Source organism: Enterococcus sp. AZ067 (assembly GCF_051715005.1).
Classification (GTDB): Bacteria; Bacillota; Bacilli; order Lactobacillales; family Enterococcaceae; genus Enterococcus_D; species Enterococcus_D casseliflavus.
Genome location: NZ_JBIOSY010000001.1, coordinates 1330297 through 1353883 on the forward strand (window position 1 = coordinate 1330297; position 23587 = coordinate 1353883).

At 35.4% G+C, this 23587-nt stretch carries 19 protein-coding genes; 17 read left to right on the forward strand and 2 right to left on the reverse strand.

Annotated elements, in window-relative coordinates; all coding sequences use genetic code 11:
• The first annotated feature begins 7 nt into the window (after positions 1–7).
• From IGI82_RS06295 to IGI82_RS06365, 15 genes are all read left to right on the forward strand, one after another.
• Positions 8–1825: a polysaccharide biosynthesis protein gene (locus IGI82_RS06295; RefSeq protein WP_438841900.1), complete on the forward strand. Its 1818-nt coding sequence runs from the start codon at positions 8–10 to the stop codon at positions 1823–1825.
• A 12-nt stretch (positions 1826–1837) separates the two neighbouring features.
• Positions 1838–2452, forward strand: a complete 615-nt coding sequence (locus tag IGI82_RS06300; protein WP_196228627.1) for a sugar transferase — start codon at positions 1838–1840, stop codon at positions 2450–2452.
• Complete coding sequence (locus IGI82_RS06305; protein WP_438841901.1) at positions 2449–3309, forward strand: sugar nucleotide-binding protein; 861 nt, start codon at positions 2449–2451, stop codon at positions 3307–3309. The genes IGI82_RS06300 and IGI82_RS06305 overlap by 4 nt, the downstream gene beginning before the upstream one ends.
• A complete protein-coding gene (locus IGI82_RS06310; protein WP_016608116.1) occupies positions 3290–4435 on the forward strand; it encodes a hypothetical protein in 1146 nt (381 codons plus the stop codon). The genes IGI82_RS06305 and IGI82_RS06310 overlap by 20 nt, the downstream gene beginning before the upstream one ends.
• A complete protein-coding gene (locus tag IGI82_RS06315; RefSeq protein ID WP_438841902.1) occupies positions 4422–5345 on the forward strand; it encodes a glycosyltransferase family 2 protein in 924 nt (307 codons plus the stop codon). The genes IGI82_RS06310 and IGI82_RS06315 overlap by 14 nt, the downstream gene beginning before the upstream one ends.
• A 14-nt stretch (positions 5346–5359) precedes the next feature.
• On the forward strand, positions 5360–6415 hold the full coding sequence (locus tag IGI82_RS06320) for an EpsG family protein (RefSeq protein WP_438841903.1): 1056 nt from the start codon (positions 5360–5362) through the stop codon (positions 6413–6415).
• Positions 6416–7330, forward strand: coding sequence for a glycosyltransferase domain-containing protein (locus IGI82_RS06325; RefSeq protein ID WP_438841904.1), 915 nt, complete (start codon positions 6416–6418; stop codon positions 7328–7330).
• Between the two features lie 21 nt (positions 7331–7351).
• Positions 7352–8356: an NAD-dependent epimerase/dehydratase family protein gene (locus tag IGI82_RS06330; RefSeq protein ID WP_220426791.1), complete on the forward strand. Its 1005-nt coding sequence runs from the start codon at positions 7352–7354 to the stop codon at positions 8354–8356.
• Between the two features lie 75 nt (positions 8357–8431).
• On the forward strand, positions 8432–9289 hold the full coding sequence (locus IGI82_RS06335; RefSeq protein ID WP_220426790.1) for an ATP-grasp fold amidoligase family protein: 858 nt from the start codon (positions 8432–8434) through the stop codon (positions 9287–9289).
• Between the two features lie 60 nt (positions 9290–9349).
• Positions 9350–10768, forward strand: a complete 1419-nt coding sequence (locus IGI82_RS06340; RefSeq protein WP_438841905.1) for an oligosaccharide flippase family protein — start codon at positions 9350–9352, stop codon at positions 10766–10768.
• A 16-nt stretch (positions 10769–10784) separates the two neighbouring features.
• On the forward strand, positions 10785–11654 hold the full coding sequence (gene rfbA / locus IGI82_RS06345; protein WP_128432394.1) for a glucose-1-phosphate thymidylyltransferase RfbA: 870 nt from the start codon (positions 10785–10787) through the stop codon (positions 11652–11654).
• Positions 11655–11656: 2 nt separating this feature from the next.
• Positions 11657–12238, forward strand: coding sequence for a dTDP-4-dehydrorhamnose 3,5-epimerase (gene rfbC, locus IGI82_RS06350; protein WP_016608107.1), 582 nt, complete (start codon positions 11657–11659; stop codon positions 12236–12238).
• A gap of 13 nt (positions 12239–12251) precedes the next feature.
• On the forward strand, positions 12252–13280 hold the full coding sequence (gene rfbB, locus IGI82_RS06355; RefSeq protein WP_438841906.1) for a dTDP-glucose 4,6-dehydratase: 1029 nt from the start codon (positions 12252–12254) through the stop codon (positions 13278–13280).
• Between the two features lie 50 nt (positions 13281–13330).
• On the forward strand, positions 13331–14170 hold the full coding sequence (gene rfbD / locus IGI82_RS06360) for a dTDP-4-dehydrorhamnose reductase (protein ID WP_438841907.1): 840 nt from the start codon (positions 13331–13333) through the stop codon (positions 14168–14170).
• Positions 14171–14213: 43 nt separating this feature from the next.
• A complete protein-coding gene (locus IGI82_RS06365) occupies positions 14214–15380 on the forward strand; it encodes a nucleotide sugar dehydrogenase (RefSeq protein WP_438841908.1) in 1167 nt (388 codons plus the stop codon).
• A gap of 112 nt (positions 15381–15492) precedes the next feature.
• On the opposite strand, the gene IGI82_RS06370 is transcribed toward IGI82_RS06365, so the two are convergent.
• Positions 15493–16107, reverse strand: coding sequence for a helix-turn-helix transcriptional regulator (locus tag IGI82_RS06370; protein ID WP_438841909.1), 615 nt, complete (start codon positions 16105–16107; stop codon positions 15493–15495).
• 637 nt (positions 16108–16744) lie between these two features.
• Between IGI82_RS06370 and IGI82_RS06375 the strand changes: the two genes are divergently transcribed.
• Entirely contained in the window at positions 16745–21037 is a 4293-nt protein-coding gene (locus tag IGI82_RS06375; protein ID WP_438841910.1) for a MucBP domain-containing protein, read from the forward strand.
• A gap of 78 nt (positions 21038–21115) precedes the next feature.
• On the opposite strand, the gene IGI82_RS06380 is transcribed toward IGI82_RS06375, so the two are convergent.
• A complete protein-coding gene (locus IGI82_RS06380; protein ID WP_438842596.1) occupies positions 21116–21790 on the reverse strand; it encodes a CPBP family intramembrane glutamic endopeptidase in 675 nt (224 codons plus the stop codon).
• A 234-nt stretch (positions 21791–22024) separates the two neighbouring features.
• Here IGI82_RS06380 and IGI82_RS06385 point away from each other — a divergent pair, with 234 nt between their 5' ends.
• Positions 22025–23587, forward strand: a complete 1563-nt coding sequence (locus IGI82_RS06385; protein WP_438841911.1) for a polysaccharide deacetylase family protein — start codon at positions 22025–22027, stop codon at positions 23585–23587.

The following is a 23587-nucleotide window of genomic DNA, read 5'->3' on the forward strand; positions in this document are numbered from 1 at the left end:
AACTGGGTTGTTTGAATTAACGAGAAGAAGAAAAATTGTAACTCTAATACTTGTAGATAGTTTATTGATTATAGCAGCAAATATAGCAGCAGTTTATTTTATGAGACCCTTTGTGGCGATTCCAAGGGAATTTACATTGATCTCTGTGAGTCTGTCTGTCGGCTTCTACCTTTTTTATGGTTCTGTGTTCCGTGTTTTTTCTCGAATCAATCGCTATACGAATCTGAAAGAAATGATTGCTATCTTCTTGGCTGTATCATGCAGCGCTTTTACTTGCAATGTGATCTTATTTTTCGGTGATGAAACCTATAGCGTGCGTTTAGTGATCTTTACGTACTTTCTTTCGCTCTTTTTGATCATTGCTAGTCGATTGATTTGGCGGATCTATATTGAAAGAAAAAACATGAGGGGGACGTCCAATGAGGTTGTCAAGAATACCCTGATCGTCGGCGCAGGAGAAGGCGGCCGTATTCTTTACAATAGCTTTGTAGGTTCGAAAACGGCAAGTGACATTAATATTATCGGATTTGTCGATGATGATCCGAATAAACGAAACACGTATCTTTCTGGGAAAAAAGTCTTGGGTTGTATCACTGATTTACCTGATTTGATTCAAAAGTATGAGATCAATATGGTCACGATCGCCATTCCTTCTTTGTCACGGAAAAAATTGCGAAGTATTTTTAGCTTAATTGAACCTTTGCATGTCAAAGTCAATACGATGCCCTCAATGGAAGAAATCGCCTCTGGGAAAATCAGCACTTCACGTTTGAAGAAAATCGATGTCGTTGATTTGCTAGGCAGAGATGAAGTCAAATTGGATATCGACTCCATCAAAGATCAAATTACCGGAAAGACGATATTAGTGACTGGAGCAGGAGGATCGATTGGTTCCGAAATCTGCCGCCAAGTGATTCAATTCAATCCTAAAAAACTAGTTTTATTAGGACACGGAGAAAACTCGATCTACTTAATTGACCGCGAGTTGAACATCAATTTTAAAGACAATATTACCGAAATCGTTCCCGTTATAGCCGATATACAAGATCGTGAAAAGATGTTTGAAATCATGAACGAAGTCAAACCGGATATCGTCTATCATGCGGCAGCCCATAAACACGTGCCGTTGATGGAATACAATCCTAGAGAGGCAGTCAAAAACAATATTTACGGAACTAAAAATACTGCTGAAGCTGCTAAAGCTGCGAAGGTGAAAAACTTTGTAATGGTCTCTACAGATAAGGCCAATAATCCGCCAAACGTCATGGGGGCAACAAAGCGCATCTCCGAGATGATTGTTACTGGCTTAAATGAAAAAGGTTGCACGAAATTTTCTGCTGTACGTTTTGGTAATGTCTTAGGTTCAAGAGGCAGTGTGATTCCAGTATTCCGTGAGCAAATAGCAAAAGGCGGACCAATTACAGTGACTGATTTTCGCATGACTCGCTATTTCATGACGATCCCAGAAGCTAGCCGCTTAGTTATTCAGTCAGGCGCACTTGCTAAGGGTGGCGAAATCTTTATTTTAGATATGGGCGAACCGGTGAAAATCGTTGATCTTGCGAAGAATATGATTCGTCTAAGTGGTTATAGCGAAGAAGATATTGAGATTATTGAAACTGGGATTCGACCTGGGGAAAAATTATACGAAGAACTATTATTGGATAAAGAACGGAATGATGAAGCAGTCTTCGAGAAAATCTTTGTTGGCAATATCAAAGGTTATTCCTTGGAAAAGGTACTTTATTTTGTAGAAGCACTTCCTAAAGAAAGTGCTACTTTGGCTAATGAAATTGTGAAATTTGCAAATGCTTCAAACAAATAGGAGTGGGTTTTGTTGTATAAGGATGGATTGAAACGAATCATTGATTTTATTTTATCGTTAATGGGGATCGTTGTGTTATCACCAGTTTTATTACTTTTATGCTTAGCAATAAAACTAGATTCTAAGGGACCAATTATTTTCAAGCAAAAACGGGTTGGAAAGAATAAAACCTATTTTAATATTTATAAATTCAGAACAATGAAGATTGATACACCAAAAGAAATGCCAACACATCTTTTGGAAGACCCTGATTTTTATATCACCAAGGTCGGGAAATTTTTAAGAAAAACCAGTTTGGATGAGCTGCCTCAATTATTCAATATTATCAAAGGCGATATGGCTGTCATTGGGCCTCGTCCAGCGCTATGGAATCAATATGATTTGATTGAAGAGCGTGATAAGTATGGAGCAAATGATATTCGTCCAGGATTGACTGGGTTGGCTCAAATTAGTGGTAGAGACGAGCTTGAAATTCCAATTAAGGCCAAGTTAGACGGCAAATATACGGATAATATTAGTTTAAGGATGGATATAAAATGCTTCTTTGGTACGATTACTTCTGTTTTCAAAAGTGACGGTGTCGTTGAAGGCGGGACGGGAACGATGAAGAAGGAGGAAATCGAATGAAACGAATCCTAATTACAGGAGCGAACAGTTATATCGGTACATCCTTCGAGAAATGGATGCAGCAATTTGGCGATAATTATCAAATTGATACAGTTGATATGCATGGAGACCAATGGAAAGAAAAAGATTTCTCTCAGTATGATTCTGTTTTTCATGTCGCAGGAATTGCCCATGCAGACGTTTCAAAAGTCAGTGAAGAAACGAAACAACTTTATTATAAAGTAAATTGTGATCTTGCAGTTGAAACAGCTGAAAAGTACAAAAATGATTTAAATGGAAAAAACGGACAATTTATTTATATGAGTTCGATTATTATTTATGGTGAGGAAACGAATATAAATAAGAAACGTGTTATTACTCCTGAAACACAGCCTAATCCATCCAATTTTTATGGTGATAGTAAGTGGAAAGCTGAAAAAAAAATGACCCCTCTTAAAAGTGACACTTTCAGAATAGCAATCATCCGCCCACCAATGATTTATGGAGAGGGAAGTAAAGGGAATTATCAACAACTAGTGAAAATAGCAAATTTAACCCCAGTTTTTCCTAATATAAAAAATGAAAGATCAATGTTAAATATTAATCGTTTATGTTGTTTTATTAAAATTAGAATAGACTCTTGTGATTCTGGTGTATTTTTTCCGCAAGATCCAGTACTACAGAGAACTAGTTTTATGGTTAAAGAAATAGCTTCATCAAAAGGGAAAAAAGTATATCTTTTTTCTGGACTAAATTGGTTTATTTGTTTATTAGGATACTTTCCTGGAAGAATTGGAAGACTAGTAAATAAAGCATTCGGAAGTTTAACATATGACAAAGAACTTAAGAGGAAAGATCATGAGAATTGGAATAGTTAACTGTTTTGAAACATACAATATTAGAGCACAGCAAACAAAAGTTTATTTTGAATCTATGGGATGCAAAGTGGATATAATTGTTTCAAATTTTTCGCATAGAGATAAAGTTCAGATTGATAATAAAGAAAAAGGAACAATAGTAATTGATGTCCCCGCATACAAAAAGAATCTATCAATAAGGAGAATGTATTCGCACTTTTCTTTTGCTAAAAAAGTTAGAGGAGTGATAGAAAAAGAAAACTATGACTTGTTGTATGTTCTAATTCCGCCAAATACGCTTGTTTCACAAATATATAAAAGTTCCTATAATAGTATCCTAGTTTATGACATTATTGATTTGTGGCCCGAAGCAATGCCATTAGGTAAGCTTAAGAATTTAAAAATTGCTCGTTTCTGGAGTAACATTAGGGATAAACACTTGAATAATGCTGATGTTGTAATAACTGAGTGTGAGATGTATGCTGATTTTTTAAAAAAAACGAACAAATCTATTCCATTTAATACGGTTTATTTTAATGGTGGTATTCCGATAGAAACAGAGTACAAAGAGAAAGATTATAATCGAATTAATCTTTGTTACATTGGATCTATTAACAATCTATTAGATATTGATTTATTGTTTGATTTATTAGTTAATTTAAATAATAAAATCAAAGTTACTTTTAATATTATAGGGGATGGAGAAAAGAAAAAAGATTTAGTTGAGAAATTAATTTTATCGAATGTTAGTTTTAACGATTATGGAATAATTTTTGATGAATTAAAGAAAAAAGATATAATATCTCAGTGTGACTTTGGTTTAAACTTTATGAAAAGCTCAACAAAAGTTGGTTTGACTATGAAATCAATTGAGTACTTTAGATACGGGTTGCCAATTATTAATAATATCCCTTATGATACTTGGAATTTCGTAAAAGACTATGAAATTGGACTCAACTTAGAGAGAGGGAATGAAGAAATAGTTGCTAACAGAATGATAAACTTAAAGCGAAGTAATTTGATAGATTCTTACAGATTGAATACAAGACAAATGTATCAAACGTACTTTTCGGAATCTTCTTATACTGCTAAAATGAACGAAATATTTTATGATAAGTTTTTAGGAGAATTAAATGCAAAATATTAGATCGGTAGGCGTGATGGTTACCTATAATCCAGACTTTGATACTTACAAGGTTATAAAAGAATTAGTTGCTCAATCAATTTATTTGATTGTTATAGATAATGGTTCTAAAGAAAGCTCTATTGTAATAAGTCTTGAAGAACTCGAAGATAATGTGGATAATTTGAAAATAATTAGAAATGATAAAAATATCGGACTAGCTGCGGCACAAAATAAAGGCATTTTATATGCCGATAATATGGATTTCGATTATCTATTCTTTTTTGATCAGGATACATTAATTCCTAAAAATTTTGTTGTGTCGATGGAAGCAGCATATGAAAAATATCAAACTGAAAATAACTATAAACTAGGAATACTGGCTCCTAATTATAAAGATAAAAATATTAAAGATTTTGCTCATTACGCTAGACTTACTGAAAAAGGATATGAAGATATTATATTAAATAATTCTGAATATAAAAAAGTATCATTTGTCATCTCTTCAGGTAGCATGATGAGTATGGATCTTATAAAGAAAATAGGATTACTAAGAGATGACTTTTTCATTGACCAAATAGATACTGAATACTCATTAAGAGTCTTATCATGTGGCTATGATATTGTAGCCACATCCAATGCTTTGCTAGAACATACAATTGGGAATAGAGAAAAAAAACACTTTCTTTTTTTAACCATAAAACCAAATCATCATAACTCTTTACGTAAATATTATATTTTTAGAAATGGTCAGTACTTAAAAAAAATTTATGGAAAAGATTATCCTGGTTTTATAGTTCTAATGAATCACAGATTTATACATGATTTAATTGGAGTTGTTTTTTTTGAGAACGAAAAATTAAGTAAGCTAAAATCGATTTTTAAAGGATATAAAGATGGAAATATAATGTTCAAAAAAGAACAATCTAATTAGTGTGGAGATTAACTATGATAGAAAATAAAAAGCGAAACTTTGGTTTTTTTAATATGATAATGACCATATTGGTTGTATTTATAATGTGGTTAATGTTTGCTGGTAATACTTATAATCCTGATTACGAAAATTTTTCAAATATATATAATACTTTTACTCGAATCGGAATTACTAGCTATTCGGGAGTAGAAGCTGGTTTTTCATTTTTGATGCGATTTTTAGGATCACTTGGCTTATCATATCAAAGTTTTCTATTTGTTATAGCCACTATTTTTCTAACAGTGATTACAATGGTTACATTTTATTTTTCAAGAAATCCATTTATTTCATTATTGCTATATATATATTTCCCATTTATGTTGGATATTGTTCAAATAAGAAATAGTTTAGCGTATGCTTGTGTATTATGTGGTCTGATTTTTTTGCTAAATGAAAAATATTTAGTATTTACTTTTTTTGTTATCTTAGCTTCGCTTTTTCACATAACAAGCTTATTTTACTTATGCTTCTTAATAATAAAATTAGATTTACAGAAAATATTTCGATATATTGTATCCATAACTTTACTCTTAATAGTATTTAGAACCTTTTTTATAAAATATTTATTGGGCTTATTACCATTCGGACAAAAATATTTAGTATATTTAGATGGTATTTCATTATTTAGCTTGCTGCTTTATATCGTCCTTATAATTGCTAATATTATAGTTAACTTTTTTATTTACAAAAGAATGCTTATTTTGAAAAATAAAACCAAAATTGAGAGAAAAACAATAAAAATTGCATTACTCACATTGAAAATCTCTATAATCTTGTTGTTGGCAATACCATTTTTGAGCTTTAGTTCCGATTTTTTTAGGTTATATAGAAATATGATTCCCTTATTTTTGTTCAATTTAACAAACTACTTTTCTATTAAAGTATATATAAAAAGAGGATATTCTTTTCTTGTTGATATAATTACATTCCTTCTTTTTATATTAACTGGTTATTATTTTCTATACTTATTTGAGTTTGAACATATAGTATTAAATGTTTTTAGATATAATATATTTTTTGGAGGAAACTAATTGGATTATAAGAAAACTATAGAGGTTTTAGAAAAGCAAAACCTTGAGATTATTAGATTAAAAAGAGAAACCCGGATATCTGATTTTTTTTCAAAACTCTCCTTTGATACTAAATCATTCAACTATATAATGAATGTGTTCATAAAGAAAAAAATTAGTAAGACCATTAATAGAAATTTTGTAGTATTTAGAGATGAAGAAAATAGAAATAATGTTGAGATGATTGCCGATAGACAATATGTCGATGACAAGAAAATTGTTGTATATACTTGTATAACTGGTAATTATGATAATATTCCAGAACTAACTTTTTTGGACGAAGATATTGATTATTATTTGTTTACTGATCAAGAGCCGGAAACAGTAACATGGAAAACTAAAAGAATCCCCGATTATATTACGTATTTACAAGACAATGTTCTTATTAACAGATATTTAAAAATGCATCCTTTTGAATTATTTGAAGACAAATATGATATTGCTATCTATATTGATGGAAACGTAGATATAACTTCTGATATTAAACCTTGGTCTCAGTATGTAACTGATAAGACTGGATTGGCATTTCATAGGCATTTTCAAAGAGACTGTTTATATCAAGAAGCCGAAGTTTTAAAGCTGTATAAGAAAGGGAACGCAACTGCAATAGATGAACAAATCCAGCGGTATAAGAAGGTAGGTTTTCCAATAAATTATGGTTTGCCAGAAGCGACAGTAATTGTGTCTGATTTAAATAATTTAAATTCGAAAAAAGTCTTTAATCAATGGTGGGAAGAATTCATAAAGACTGGTTCTTTTAGGGATCAGCTTTCGTTGCCATATGTCCTTTGGAAAAATAATATCCTTGTATCAGAGGTCACGAAATTAGGAAAAAACTTATATCGCAGTGCAAAAATTTCAGTAAAATCACACTGATAGGTCGAGGAGGAATTTATTATGAAAATTCTTATAACAGGGGGAGCAGGATTTATAGGCTCACATTTAGCAAAAAAAATCCTAGTAAGTACTGAATATGAAGTTGTTGCCATTGATAATCTAAATGATTATTATGATGTGAATTTAAAAAAAGATAGGATTGATTTATTAAATCATTACAATAATTTTAGATTTGAAATATTAGATATTTGCGATAAAAATAATATGAACAAGTTATTTTCAAAAGAATCATTTGATATCGTAATAAACCTTGCAGCTCAAGCTGGAGTTAGATATTCTCTTGAAAATCCCGAAGCATATATAAAATCAAATATTGAAGGTTTTTTAAATATTCTAAATTTGTCTAAAGACTATTCTATTAAGCATCTTCTTTATGCTTCATCGAGTTCAGTATATGGTGGTAATACAAAACTTCCATTATCAACAACAGATAACGTTGATCATCCGGTTAGTATATATGCTGCAACAAAAAAATCTAACGAATTAATGGCCCATGCTTATAGTCATTTGTATAATTTGCCAACTACAGGTCTAAGGTTTTTTACTGTATACGGACCCTGGGGGCGTCCAGACATGGCATATTTCTCTTTCACTAAAAACATTTTGGAAGGAAAGCCAATTAACGTATACAATAATGGTCATATGCAGAGAGACTTCACATATATAGATGATATCGTAGAAAGTTTATTTAAATTGATCAATCATATTCCAAATAGGGACAATATAAAAAAGGAAGAATATTCTGCAAACGAGAGTTGGGCACCGTATAAGATATATAATATTGGAAATAGCGAGCCAGTAAACTTAATGGATTTTATAAACACTATTGAAAATAAATTAAGCACAAAAGCAAGAATAAATTTTGAAGAGATGCAAGCTGGGGACGTAAAAGATACTTATGCGGATACTCATGATTTAGAAAATGATATTAATTTTAAACCTAACACTTCAATAGAGAGAGGATTAAGTGAATTTATAGACTGGTATATTAAATATTATAAATAAATTTATAAATCGAAATATACTGATAATTATTTTTATAATAAAGTAACATATAAATCAAATTTGGGGATTAAATAAATGAATATTAGAAACATATTGAAAAGATCAATACCTAGTTATTTATTTTTGAAGATTCAGTATAAGAAAGTCATGGGAAAAAAGCTAAATTTAAGAGAACCAATAACATTTAATGAAAAGCTTCAGTGGTTAAAGCTTTATGATAGGAGGAAAGAATATACTTTTCTAGTAGATAAATATAAAGTAAAAGAAATTGTTGGAGCAAAAATTGGAAAAGAATATCTTATACCTACTTTAGGTTATTGGAGTAACTTTGAATTGATAGATTTTGGATCTTTGCCAAACCAATTTGTTTTAAAATGTACCCATGATAGTGGAGGGGTAATAATTTGTAAAAATAAAAAGGATTTTAATTTTCATGAGGCTCAGAAAAAAATCGATGATAGTTTTGGATGTAATTTCTTTTATATGAGTCGTGAGTGGCCTTATAAAAATGTAGTGCCTAAAATTATTGCAGAGGAGTTTATTAGTGATAATCTAAGTGATTATAAATTTTTCTGTTTTAATGGGGAAGTAAAAATAGTCTTAGTGTGTAGAAACAGGTATACAAAAGAAGGGTTAACTGAAGATTTTTTTGATACAGACTGGAAACATTTAAATATGTCCCGTAAGCATCACCCTAATTCCACCAAAGACATATGCAGACCCGAGAAGCTTGATGAAATGATAAATTTAGCAGAAATATTATCAGAAAATATTCCTTTTGTGAGAGTTGACTTATATGAAGTTGATGGAAAAGTTTATTTTGGCGAATTGACTTTTTTCCCAGCAAGTGGCTTAGAAGGATTTGTTCCTGAATGTTGGGACAAGACATTGGGTGAATGGTTAATTTTACCAGAAAAAAATAAATTTATATAATAACTTTTATTCATATCATATTAAAAGGTTTATATATTACAGAATAGTTGAGGGGAAGTCATGAGGAAAATACTTTCTAATTTTTTTTATCAAAGTATATTTCAAGTTACCAAATTAATTCTTCCGCTTATAACAATTCCTATAGTATCTAATGCTTTAGGACCAAGTGGAATAGGTGTTTTTAATTATACAAACTCAATAGCACAGTATTTTGTATTAATCGCTGGTTTAGGCATCGGGGTCTATGGAAATAGAGAGATTGCAAGAGTTAGGGATGATAGAGTCAAAATGTCAAAATGTTTTTGGGAAATATTTTGGATGAGCTTTATTGTTTCAATATTGTCTTTACTTGCATATTTTACTATAGTTTCTTTTTCTGAATATAGGCTCTATTTTTATTTGCAATCACTTGTAATAATAGCAGCTGTTTTCGATATATCTTGGTTTTTTATGGGGATTGAAGATTTTAAAAAGTCTAGTCTCAGCAGTATAGGTGCACAAGTGTTCTCATTCTTAGCCATTTTATATTTTGTAAAAGGCCCAGATGATATAACAACTTACATTATTATTCAAGGTATGAATCTAATTTTTACTCAACTAATCATGTGGCTATTTATTATTAAAAAAATTGAATTTAAAACAGTTAAACTTAAACACATGTATTATCATTTTTGGCCAGCAATGCAATTCTTTATCCCTAAAATAGCGATAATATTGTACACCAATATGAGCAAGACTTTGTTAGGATGGTTAGCAACTACTACAGATGTTGGATTTTACACAAATACATTAATACTCAACAGTATACTTGTTACACTAGTAACAACTATAGATTTAGTCTTGCTGCCCAAGTTTAGTAATTTAGTGGCAAAAGGTGATTCAAAAAGCTTATTAAATGTCCTTACAAAATCGATACATATACAGTTATTTTTCACTATACCTATGATGTTTGGGACTATTCTCATTGTACCCCAAATGGTTCCCTGGTTTTTCGGAGAAAAGTTTGACTTTATAATTAAAACTATTCCATTGGTATCTCCACTTACAATAATCATGCCATTAGGTTTAGCAGTCGGTAGACAATATTTGGTCCCAATGAATAAAATCAAGGTATACAATATAGCGGTTTTAAACGGTGCTGCAATTAGCATTATCACAAATTTAATATTTATTCCGATAATAGGGGTGTACGGAGCGATATTAGCTATTGTTTTAGCTGAGTTATTTGTAAGTGTTACGAGAGTATATGCTTTTATTAAAGAAACGAGATTTTCATTCCAAAAGAAATATATACTAAAATGCATATTTGCATCTGTTTTAATGCTTGGTATAACCAGAATTCTTACTCAAACTATGCTTAATAGTTTTACTACTACGTTTGTTCAAATCATAATTGGGTTTACAATTTATATGATCATGACTATTTTGATGAAATGTAATCCATTAATGACTGTAGTTAAAGCAATAAAAAATAATTGAAAATTTGGAGGTATTCATGAAAGGAATCATATTAGCAGGGGGATCAGGCACACGCTTGTATCCACTCACAAAAGCAACATCGAAACAATTGATGCCAATTTATGATAAGCCAATGATCTATTACCCTATGTCTACGCTAATGCTGGCTGGCATTAAAGAGATCTTGATCATCTCTACACCACAGGACACCCCGCGATTCGAAGAGCTCTTTGGCGATGGACGAGAATTAGGACTTCAGATAGAATATGCTGTTCAACCGACACCAGATGGACTTGCCCAAGCTTTCATCATTGGGGAAGAATTTATTGGAAATGAGAGTGTCTGCCTGATTTTAGGAGACAATATCTACTATGGCGGTGGCTTATCTAAGATGTTACAAAAAGCTGCTCAAAAAGAAGAAGGTGCCACGGTATTTGGTTATCATGTCAACGATCCAGAACGTTTTGGCGTGGTAGAATTTGATGAGTCGATGCAAGCTGTTTCGATTGAAGAAAAACCTGCTATGCCAAAGTCTAGCTATGCCGTGACAGGTTTATACTTCTATGATAATCAAGTTGTTGAGATTGCTAAAAAAATTGTCCCTTCTGAACGAGGAGAATTGGAAATCACCGATATCAATCAAAAGTATCTTGAAAAAGGAAAACTCTCAGTAGAATTGATGGGACGGGGATTTGCTTGGTTAGATACAGGTACACATGAGTCCTTACTAGAAGCATCCACGTTCATTGAAACCATTGAAAAGCGACAAAATCTTAAAGTTGCTTGTTTAGAAGAAATTGCTTATCGAATGGGTTATATCAATCAGGAGCAATTGATCGCATTAGCACAACCTTTGAAAAAAAATCAATATGGTCAATATTTATTGAACCTGGCAAGTGAGGCATAAACATGGGAAAACTAACTGTAACAAAAACAAAATTGACAGATGTCTTGATTATAGAGCCCGCTGTATTTGGTGATCATCGCGGATTCTTCACCGAAAGCTATTCCCAGGCCGATTTTCAAGAAGCAGGAATCACACAAAACTTTGTACAGGACAATCATTCTTTGTCTGTCGAAGCAGGTGTTTTGCGAGGACTTCATTTCCAAAAAGGAACTGCCGCGCAAACCAAATTGATTCGTGTGGTGACGGGAGCTGTTTTAGATGTAATCGTTGATATCAGAAAAGGAAGTCCAACCTATGGAGAATGGGAAGGCTATATTTTATCTGAAAGTAATCAGCGACAATTGTTGGTCCCTAAAGGATTTGCTCATGGTTTCATGACATTGACTTCAAATGTAAACTTTTTGTACAAGTGTGATAATTATTATGATGCTGAGGCTGATGCAGGTATTGCATTTGATGATCCTGATTTGGCAATCGATTGGCCCATTGCAAAAGAAAAAGCGATTCTTTCGGAAAAAGACCAACATCACCCAACTTTAAAAGCATTCGAAGAACAAAACCCGTTTATTTATGGCGAGATATAAGGAGCGAGTGGACATGAAAAAAATCATTGTAACCGGAGGGGCAGGCTTCATTGGGTCTAATTTCGTCCATTATGTCGTTAATCATCACCCAGAGATCCATGTCACTGTTTTAGATAAACTAACTTATGCTGGTAACAAAGAAAATCTAGCGAGTCTTCCAAAAGATCGCGTAGAGTTAGTGGTTGGCGATATTGCTGATAGCACATTAGTCGATCAGTTGGTCCAGCAAACGGATGCGGTGGTTCATTATGCTGCAGAATCACACAATGATAACTCATTGAAAGATCCATTTCCTTTTGTTCAGACAAATCTTATTGGTACGTATACATTGATTGAAGCTTGTCGAAAATACGATGTGCGTTATCACCACGTATCAACCGATGAAGTGTACGGAGATCTGCCGTTACGAAAAGATCTTCCAGGGCATGGAGAAGGACCAGGGGAGAAGTTTACCGACCAAACACCCTATAACCCATCTAGTCCCTATTCTTCCACAAAGGCAGGCTCTGATTTATTAGTCAAAGCTTGGGTTCGTTCATTTGGCTTGCGGGCAACACTTTCTAACTGTTCCAATAATTATGGTCCGTACCAACATATTGAAAAATTTATTCCACGCCAAATTACGAATATTCTGAGTGGTATTCGACCAAAATTATATGGTGATGGAAAAAATGTTCGCGATTGGATCCATACAAATGATCATTCTTCAGCGGTATGGACAATCTTAACAAAAGGTCGAATTGGCGAGACTTACTTGATTGGTGCTGATGGAGAAGCAGACAACAAATCAGTCATTGAAACGATTTTAACATTGATGGGAGAGCCAAAAGATGCGTATGATCATGTGACTGATCGCCCCGGTCATGACTTGCGGTATGCCATTGATGCCTCAAAATTAAAAGAAGAATTGGGTTGGCAGCCGATGTTCACTAATTTTGAAGAAGGTCTAGCTGATACGATCGACTGGTATCGAAACAATCCTTCTTGGTGGCAAGATGAAAAAGCACAAGTAGAGAAAAGTTACGCAGAACAAGGACAATAAGGAATCAAAAGCAGGAGAGATCCTGCTTTTTTGAAAGGAAGCGATCATTTATGTACTTAATCACAGGAGGAAATGGCCAATTAGGCAGTGAATTACGTCATCTATTTGATGAAAAAGGAATTGACTACGTGTCTACAGATGCGAAAGAGATGGATATCACAGATGAAACGGTCACGATGGAGAAAGTAAAAGAAATTCGCCCATCAGTTATCTTTCATTGCGCTGCGTATACCGCAGTTGATAAGGCAGAAGAAGAAGGCAAAGAATTAGATGAGTTAATCAATGTCACTGGCACAAGAAATGTGGCCCTGGCTGCAAAAGCTATAGGTGCAAAACTTGTTTATATCAGTACTGACTATGTTTTTGATGGAGAAAAGCAAGTTGGTGAATACCAAGTCGATGATCAAGTAAATCCCCAAAATGAATACGGAAGAACCAAATTATTAGGGGAACAAGCAGTCCAAGAAATATTGGATGATTACTATATTATTCGTACTTCTTGGGTCTTTGGACGGTACGGACACAATTTTGTCTATACCATGCAGCGATTAGCTAAGGAACATAAGACTTTAACAGTAGTAAATGATCAATATGGGCGCCCAACTTGGACACGAACATTAGCAGAATTTATGCTTTATGTTATCGAAAAGCAAGCACCGACGGGAATTTATCATCTTTCGAATGATAACAGCTGCTCATGGCATGAATTTGCCTGCGAAATACTAAAAGATTCAGATGTAGTTGTCAAGCCGATTCCTTCTTCCGAGTTCCCACAAAAGGCGAAGCGACCACAATATTCGGTGATGAATCTTTCAAAAGCAAAAGAGTTGGGATTTGAAATCCCAACATGGCAAGAAGCATTAAGAATGATGGTGCAATCTAGTAAGTAATTAGAGATGTATTATAAAAAAATTTGTATTGGTGGAATAAAAAATGAACATTTCTGTTTTTGGATTAGGCTATGTCGGGCTAGCAAACGCGTTATTATTATCTCAAACTGAACATGTTAAAGCGTATGATATTGTAAATGAAAAAGTTAATCTTTTAAGTCAAAGGAAATCACCTTTAGAAGACAAAGAAATACACGAATTTTTGAAACGTGATGACTTGAATATTGAGTTCACGAACGATTTTGAATATGCTGTAAAATATGCAGATTATTTAATTATTGCTACACCAACTGATTATGATGAAGTGAAGAACTATTTTAATACATCTACAGTTGAAGATGTTATAGAAAAAGCATTGGCGATACGCCCAGATGCAACCTTCATAATTAAATCGACTGTACCAGTTGGATATACGTTAGATGTAAAGGCAAGATTTAATACTGAGAATATTATCTTTTCTCCTGAATTTTTGAGAGAAGGCAAAGCTTTATATGACAATTTGTATCCTTCCAGAATTGTTGTAGGTGAGGTTTCTGATCGGGGAAAAGAAATTGCTGCTATGTTCAAAGATAGCTGTATTAAAGAAGAAGTGCCGGTTTTACTCACTCATTCTACTGAAGCAGAGGCAATAAAACTTTTTTCAAATACGTATCTTGCCCTAAGAGTAGCGTATTTCAATGAGTTGGACACTTATGCAGAGTCACGTGGTTTAGATAGTAGACAAATAATTGAAGGTGTAGGATTAGATCCACGTATAGGCTCACATTATAATAATCCTTCTTTTGGTTATGGTGGATATTGCTTACCGAAGGATACAAAGCAGTTAAGAGCAAATTATGAAGATGTCCCTAGTAATATTATTGGTGCTATTGTAGAAGCGAATACTACCCGAAAGGATTTTATTGCTGATCAAATTATTGCAAAAAAACCTAAAGTGGTTGGTATCTACCGTCTGACTATGAAGGCAAACTCAGATAATTTCAGATACTCTTCCATCCAGGGAATTATGAAACGTATTAAAGCAAAAGGTATAGAAGTTGTTGTCTATGAACCAACTTTAGATGCAGCTGAATTTTATCATTCAAGAGTAATAAAAGATTTTGATGAATTTAAAGATTTGTCTGATGTAATAGTTACCAATCGTTTTGAAGAAATTTTGAAGGATGTTGAGAATAAGGTATATACAAGAGATATCTTTGGAGACAACTAACTTCGTTTTGTTAAATAAATTTATTGTTCTTAAATCCTAATGCAGTTGAGAACAATCAAATCAATTATTGTTATCAACTGCATTCTTGATTTCAAATTTGAAATTGGAGTCCTTACATCTCAAACTTCCGCCAATCAAACAAATAAATCACCCCAATTGCTTTAAACGTCAAATAGATAAAATGACCATAATTATGGCCAATCAGATGTAACGCATCAGCGGAAGCTCCTTTATTCGACCAAAGAGTAAAACCTAATATAATGGCTAAGATCAACAGACCTTTTCCTAATGCAAAGACAATTGTTTTTGCAGGGAGGGGTCTTTTTTTTGTGAGGAAAAAGCCGAATAAAAGGACAAAGTTAACTAGTAACAAAAAATGTGCAGCAGCTGTCCATAGGGTCATTGTTCCTGTAGGTGTGAAGAAGTCGGTGAAAACGCAAGCGACGACTGCAGTCAAATTTAGCAAGTATAGAGGAAGGCGGAAGGTTTTTTTCTTCTCCTCGATCTTTATTTCTGGTTCTTCTGCTAATTGTTCTGGTTTTAGTAGTGACTCTAAATCGATTTGATAGAGATCACTTAATTTGATCAATGTGTCGATGTCTGGGGTACTTCGATTGTTTTCCCAATTTGAGATCGTTTGTCTAGTAACAAATAATTTTTCGGAAACTTCTTGTTGGGTGAGTCCTAATTTCAAGCGACTCTCTTTTATTTTTTCAGCTGTAGTCATTTCAATGCTCCTTCTGACATATCCTATCATAAAGCGGTTCAAAGAAACAATTGTAAAGCTCGATTTAACGAAAAAATGCACAAGTCATTTTCTTTGTTCCTATAAGATTAAATTAAAATGAGCTTCCTTCAGATATTCCTAAAAAAATTTCTGGAATTACTCGATTTTTTTCAGTGAATCCTTCACCTGTAATAAGTAACAATTGTCATATATGAACTGATAAATGTTCAAAGATAGCACATATTCAGAGTAGAAGATAGTCTTACTCGAATCATTCGAAAAAAGAAAGTCACGATTAAGTAAAAAATAATTTGCTTTTTTGAAAATGAAATCATTGATAAAACAAGGATGCAAAGAAGATTTGCGCTGATTTGCACTGGGTTTGCTTGAAGGTAAGGGTGCTTGAATTATAAAATTCTGAAGAGGTGATGCAATGCGATGACAAGTGAATTAAGTATACATACGCTCAATGGTATTACATGTGTCCGCATAAAAATTTTTTGATAGGAGTGGAGGATACGCTAAATAAAAAAATGTTTGTAAATTAAAAATTAATAAATTATAATGATTTTCAGGTGTGAAAATAGGTTGGGTAAAAAAGTTTTAATTTTGAAAAAGAAGGTTAAGGTGAAAGTTTGTGAAAAAGAAGTTTAAATCTATTCTATCTTTAGTAATCTTATTAAGTGCTGCGGTGGTAACGCCAGCATTTCAGGTAGTGGCGGAAAGCCAAGTGTTTTCAGAATCTCCGCAGGTGGATCAGGAAGAAGTGAAAACTGTACAATCTGATGATACGAATGCTTCTGCGGATGCTGGACAAGCTACCTCTCAAGTAGAAAATCCTACGCTAACAACAACGACCTCAGAGCGCGTGGATGCTGAGAACGAACAAACACAAGCAAGTAGTGACAGTAAAGAAGCCATCAGCGGATCAGAAAGTAAAGAAGAACCTGCTGCTAGCCCTGTAAATAATGTCCCTTCTTCTGTTGATCCGTCGTCTGCAAGAGCTGCCAATGCGCAACTGACGGTTCAAGTTTTAGATAGTAATTCAAACCAGCCAATTCAAGGCGCTTATTTCACATTGACCTCCTCGACATCTGGTGAAGTGACGTTGTTAGTCACGGACAGTTCAGGAAAGGTAACGATTCAGGTTCCTTCAGGGGGATATTTTATTAAGCAAGTGGGTACAACGAATCAAAGACTGAATTACGCATTTACATCGATTGGAAATTCTATCAATTTGCAAGCAGGAGAAACGAAAACATTGGCACTTTATGAGCGTCTAATTGTGGGCGAGTATGCTTTTGGAGATAGTCCCGATACGATTCATATTCCTGTAAACAGTAGCTTCGATTTCTCAACACAGGCATTAGGGATCGAGGCGTTTAAGTTAAATTTTAGCGGCAACATAGAAAAAAGTATTTCTGACTCACAGATCTTTCCGTACTACACAAATGTTGATCCGAGCAAACCGGGGACTTACGTAGCAATTTTTATGGCTAGACAAGCCTCATATAGTGTATATACAACACATGTAGTCAATGTCATTGTTGACCCGGAGCAGGTGGGAGAGGTAACTGTTAGATATCTTGATACTCAAGGGCAAGAAATCCATGAAACGAAGACTTTATCTGGTACCATTGGTGCTTCATATGATGCTAGTACGGATGAGTATAAGTTATCAATTGACGGTTACACCCTAGACGAAAGCCAATTACCAGAAAACAGTAAAGGCGTATTTAGCGAAACAGCACAAACCGTCACCTATATCTACACAAAAAATCCCGTACCAGCAGCGGATGTCACAGTGGAGTACGTGGATACAGAAGGCGACGAAATTCACGCTTCACAAACAATTAGTGGAAACCTAGGCGACACTTACGATGCTAGTACAGAACAATACCAACTAAAAATCGATGGCTATACACTAGACGAAAGCCAATTACCAGAAAACAGCAAGGGTGTGTTTGGAGAAACCGCGCAAACCATCACCTACATCTACACAAAAAATCCTGTCCCAGCAGCGGATGTAACAGTAAAATACGTTGATACAGAAGGCAAAGAAATACACGCTTCTCAAACGATTAATGGAAACCTAGGCGACTCATACGATGCTAGCACAGAACAATACCAACTAAAAATCGATGGCTATACACTAGACGAAAGCCAATTGCCAGAAAATAGTAAAGGTATATTTAGTGAAACAGCACAAACCGTCACTTATATCTACACAAAAAATCCGATACCAGCAGCGGATGTCACAGTGGAGTACGTGGATACAGAAGGCAACGAAATTCACGCTTCACAAACGATCAGTGGAAACGTAGGCGACTCTTACGATGCCAGTACAGAAAAATATCAACTAACAATTGATGGCTACACTTTAGACGAAAGCCACTTGCCAGAAAATCTTAAAGGTGTACTTAGCGAAACAGCGCAAACAGTCACCTACATTTACACAAAAAATCCGATACCAGCAGCGGATGTAACTGTTGAATATGTGGATACAGAAGGCAAAGAAATACACTCCTCTCAAACGATTAGCGGGAATGTGGATGACTCTTTCGACGTTAGCACAGATCAATATAAACTATCGATCGATGGCTATACACTAGACGAAAGCCACTTGCCAGAAAATCTTAAAGGTGTATTTGGCGAAACGGCGCAAACCGTCACCTATATCTACACAAAAAATCCGATACCCGCAGCTGATGTCACGATTGAGTATGTAGATTTAGAAGGCAACGAAATCCACGCTAGCCAAACGATTAGCGGGAATGTGGGTGACTCTTTCGATGCAAGCACAGATCAATATAAACTATCGATCGATGGCTATACACTAGACGAAAGTCAATTGCCAAAAAACAGTAAAGGTGTGTTTAGTGAAACAGCACAAACCGTCACCTATATCTATACAAAAAATTCGATACTAGCAGCGGATGTCACAGTGGAGTACGTGGATACAGAAGGCAACGAAATTCACCCTTCACAAACAATTAGTGGAAACGAAGGCGACTCTTACGATGCCAGCACGAAGAACTATCAATTAGTGATTGAAGGCTACACCTTAGACGAAAGCCAATTACCAGAAAATCTTAAAGGTGTGTTTAGCGCAACTGCGCAAACAGTCACCTATGTGTATACAAAGAATCCGATACCTGCAGCGGATGTAACAGTGGAGTATGTGGATACAGAAGGCAAAGAAGTTCATCCTTCTCAAGTTATCAGTGGAAATGTGGGCGAGTCTTATGATGCTAGCACAGAAAAATATCAACTAACAATCGAAGGCTACACCTTAGATAAAAGCCAATTGCCAGAAAATAGTAAAGGTATGTTTAGTGGAACAGCGCAAACCGTCACCTACATTTACACAAAAAATCCGATACCCGCAGCTGACGTAACGGTCGAGTACGCAGATACAGAAGGCAACGAAATTCACGCTTCACAAACGATTAGTGGAAACGTAGGCGACTCTTACGATGCTAGTACAGAAGAATATCAACTAACAATCGAAGGCTACACATTGGACGAAAGCCACTTGCCAGAAAATCTTAAAGGTGTATTTAGCGAAACAGCGCAAACAGTCACCTACATCTACACAAAAAATCCCGTACCAGCAGCGGATGTCACAGTGGAGTACGTGGATACAGAAGGCAAAAAAATTCACGCTGCTAAAAAAATTAGCGGTAATGTGGGTGACTCATACGATGCAAGCACAGATCAATATAAACTATCGATCGATGGCTATATACTAGACGAAAGCCAATTACCAGAAAACAGTACTGGCGTATTTAGTGAAACCGCGCAAACCGTCACCTACATTTACACAAAAAATCTGATACCAGCAGCGGATGTAACGGTCGAGTATGTGGACACAGAAGGCAACGAAATACACGCTTCACGAACGATCAGTGGAAACGTAGGCGACTCTTACGATGCTAGTACAGAAAAATATCAACTAACAATCGATGGCTACACTTTAGATAAAAGCCAATTGCCAGAAAATAGTAAAGGCACATTTAGCGAAAAAGCGCAAACCGTCACCTACATTTACACAAAAAATCCGATACCCGCAGCTGACGTCACGGTCGAGTACGCAGATACAGAAGGCAACGAAATTCACGCTTCACAAACGATTAGTGGAAACGTAGGCGACTCTTTCGATGCAAGTACAGATCAATATAAACTATCGATCGATGGCTATACACTAGATGGAAGCCAATTGCCAGAAAATAGTAAAGGCGTATTTAGCGAAACGGCACAAACCGTCACCTATATCTACACAAAAAATCCTGTACCAGCAGCGGATGTAACGGTCAAATACGTGGATACAGAAGGCAACGAAATTCACGCTTCTCAAACGATTAGTGGAAACGTAGGCGAGTCTTATGATGCAAGCACAGAACAATTCCAAGTAAAAATAGATGGCTACACATTGGACGAAAGCCAATTACCAGAAAATAGTAAAGGTGTATTTAGCGAAACGACGCAAACAGTCACCTACCTCTACACAAAAAATCCGATACCCGCAGCGTATATAACGGTCGAATACGTAGATATAGAGGGCAAAGAAATTCATCCTTCGCAAACGATCAGTGGAAACGTGGGCGAGTCTTACGATGCCAGCACAAAAAAATATCAACTAACAATCGACGGCTACATAGTAGACGAAAGTCGGCTGCCGCAAAATGCCAAAGGTACATTCGGTAAGGTAGAGGCAACTGTGACGTATGTTTATACAAAAGAAAACCCAGCAACCGCCATTATTTCTGATAAAAAAGAAAAAGAACCAACGGCGACTGTTGTTTCGAAAAAAAGCGCTTCTGCACAAAGATTGCCGCAGACCGATGAACAGGGGACGTTGTTCCCGTTTGTAGTTGGTTTGTTCTTTATCGCCACGGCAAGCTGGCTTTATTTCAGAAAGCGAAAATAGTGATTAAGTAAGCCATTGGGGAAAGGCGTTACTGACTATCAAAAAGGACAGCTAGGCTTCAGCTGTCCTTTTTGATGCTTATTTACCTAAAAATGAAATGAATCCCAGGGAATCATAAAGAAAATGGCAGATCCAGCTGATCCATACGCTATTGGATTTTTTCCAAACGTAGTTGAGTGCCAATCTGGCAGGCATCAAGGTGATCAATAATTGAGCTGGATGAAAGCCGTACGCTGGGATGTGCCACAAAGCGAATAGCACACTGCAAATGATGGATGACCAGGCAAATGAAAGGCCTCTTTTCTGCAACGCCAACAAGAGGTTGGTGCTAAGCAATTCTTCTCCCATCAGCATAAAGGGGACTTGCAAAAAGACCATTTGGACAGTGATGGTTTCGCTGATCGAGTTGGTTGTTGGTTGTCCAAAAATAGCGGCATAAATAAAGGAAAAGAACACGCCAGTCAAAATGACGAAAGGGACACCCCACAATAAAACGGTAAACCGAAAATGTTTGAACTGCTCCAAAAAGGTTGCTCGTAAGAGAAAATACCCTGCGCTAAATGCGAAGACCAGATTCCAGATGGTACCGATGATCGATAACACGGAATCATTTAGTGGAGTATATGGAAGTAATTGATAGGTTAACCCAATGAGTAAGGTAAGAACGAATAAATAAACTGCTGATTTGTGTTTCATTTTGAACACATCCTTCATAGTAATTGCCACATGCTGAATTATAAACAGAAAAAACATCAAAGTACAAAAAGATACCTCTCATTATTTTTAAACAAAAAGAAAAAGCAGTGAACACGATATCATACTTGGCAGAATTGGTTTTCTTAAAAGCAGAATAAAGGATTTCTAAGAACAATTCTCAAAATTTGTGAACAAAAAGAGAAGTTTATAAGAATCTCTGTAACACTGTTGAAATATTATTACGCTTATGTTACATTTTGTTTACGTTATTATGTTTGAGGGAGAATGTTTATGAAGAAATCAAGCAATGATTCAAATAATTCACAACATAGAGAAGCGACTTCTGAAAAACAAGCACCTATTTCGAGGGTCGACTCACATCAAAAGCAAACAACGGGAACGACAAGACGCACGCCAACCGCCAATCGTCAAGTTTCTAAAAAGAAGCCAACCCATCGCAAGTATCTCTTTTCATTGATGACGCTGCTGACAATTGTCATTATCGCCACTGGGGGCTATATCGCTTTTACTTTGAAGCAGCAAGAAGCATTGGCACGAGAAAAATATGAAGCTGCCGCACAAAAGCTATTAGCATCGATCCAAGAAGAGCAGGCCAAAGAGGGAATTCCCGCAAAACTTGAAACATTGTCTGATGGGGACAAAAAAGAATTGATTTTCCGACCAAAAGAAGAAAGTGCCATCCCGGTAAAGGATGCAAGTAAGAAATTATCGACCATGGCGAACAAGCTATGTAAAAAACATGCCGACAAAGAGACCGTTACGATCGCTCGGATTCAAGCACAAGCAGTCGCATCGAAAGTGTCAACCTATTCCTTAAAAGCGGACAGCTATGTTTGGAATCGGGAGACTGGGCGGTTTGAAGATGCGGATAGCGTGGTTGCCGATCCAATTTTTATTTCCGAGAAAACTGGCAATGAACTATCTTTGAAAGACTTGGTTCCAGATGAAGGCAGCTTACTAGGGATCCAGCAAGTGATTCAACAAAAGCTTTTGGATCAAGCCAAAGAACCGACTAAAATCATTGATGCGGTCTTGGGGATGGACCGAATCACCTATGATTCAAAATTTACTTATGATCCTGAAAAAATAACGCTCCAGTTGCCGCAAAATCAAACAGGCGTATCCGAGATCACTTTGGCTTACAAAGAGATTGCGCCGTTTATTGATCCAGAGCTGGTCAATGCGGATCAATTGAAAGAGCAACAAGCGATGTTAGACGAAAACAAAAAATATGTTGCGTTGACTTTTGATGATGGACCAAATGATACTTCGACATTGGATCTCTTAAAAATCTTGAAAGACAATGATGTGAAGGCAACGTTTTTTGAATTAGGCCAAATGGTGGATCGATACCCTGAAGTCGCGAAAAAAGTCCATGAGGAAGGGCATGAAATTGCCAGTCACTCCTATTCTCATCCCCAATTAAATACGTTGTCACCAGAGGAGGTCAAAGCGGAAATAACCAAAACGGACAAAGCCATCTATCAGGCGACAGGGGTCTTGCCTAAAAATTTGCGCCCACCGTATGGGGCGATCGATCAGCAAAGCGCCCAAGCGGCAGGAAAATCGATCATTCAATGGAGTGTTGATACCGAGGATTGGAAGCTAAAAGATCCAAACAAGATATTGAAGGTTGTCCAAAACAATGTTTACGATGGATCGATTATTTTGCTACATGATATTCATCCGAAATCTGTTCAAGCCGTGCCGGGTATCATCAAAGCACTCAAAGCGCAAGGCTATGAATTTGTGACGGTCGATCAATTGCTCAATGGCAGCCAAAAACCAATGTATCAATACTTTGGTGCAACAGATGAACGCAGTGTTAGCTAA

Coding starts and splice junctions, on each gene's coding strand:
- IGI82_RS06305 (WP_438841901.1), top strand. CDS start 2,449: ATGAAACGAATCCTAATTACAGGAGCGAACAGTTATATCGGTACATCC.
- IGI82_RS06310 (WP_016608116.1), top strand. CDS start 3,290: ATGAGAATTGGAATAGTTAACTGTTTTGAAACATACAATATTAGAGCA.
- IGI82_RS06315 (WP_438841902.1), top strand. CDS start 4,422: ATGCAAAATATTAGATCGGTAGGCGTGATGGTTACCTATAATCCAGAC.
- IGI82_RS06320 (WP_438841903.1), top strand. CDS start 5,360: ATGATAGAAAATAAAAAGCGAAACTTTGGTTTTTTTAATATGATAATG.
- IGI82_RS06330 (WP_220426791.1), top strand. CDS start 7,352: ATGAAAATTCTTATAACAGGGGGAGCAGGATTTATAGGCTCACATTTA.
- IGI82_RS06335 (WP_220426790.1), top strand. CDS start 8,432: ATGAATATTAGAAACATATTGAAAAGATCAATACCTAGTTATTTATTT.
- IGI82_RS06340 (WP_438841905.1), top strand. CDS start 9,350: ATGAGGAAAATACTTTCTAATTTTTTTTATCAAAGTATATTTCAAGTT.
- rfbA (WP_128432394.1), top strand. CDS start 10,785: ATGAAAGGAATCATATTAGCAGGGGGATCAGGCACACGCTTGTATCCA.
- rfbC (WP_016608107.1), top strand. CDS start 11,657: ATGGGAAAACTAACTGTAACAAAAACAAAATTGACAGATGTCTTGATT.
- rfbB (WP_438841906.1), top strand. CDS start 12,252: ATGAAAAAAATCATTGTAACCGGAGGGGCAGGCTTCATTGGGTCTAAT.
- rfbD (WP_438841907.1), top strand. CDS start 13,331: ATGTACTTAATCACAGGAGGAAATGGCCAATTAGGCAGTGAATTACGT.
- IGI82_RS06365 (WP_438841908.1), top strand. CDS start 14,214: ATGAACATTTCTGTTTTTGGATTAGGCTATGTCGGGCTAGCAAACGCG.
- IGI82_RS06370 (WP_438841909.1), bottom strand. CDS start 16,107: ATGACTACAGCTGAAAAAATAAAAGAGAGTCGCTTGAAATTAGGACTC.
- IGI82_RS06380 (WP_438842596.1), bottom strand. CDS start 21,790: ATGTTTTTTCTGTTTATAATTCAGCATGTGGCAATTACTATGAAGGAT.
- IGI82_RS06385 (WP_438841911.1), top strand. CDS start 22,025: ATGAAGAAATCAAGCAATGATTCAAATAATTCACAACATAGAGAAGCG.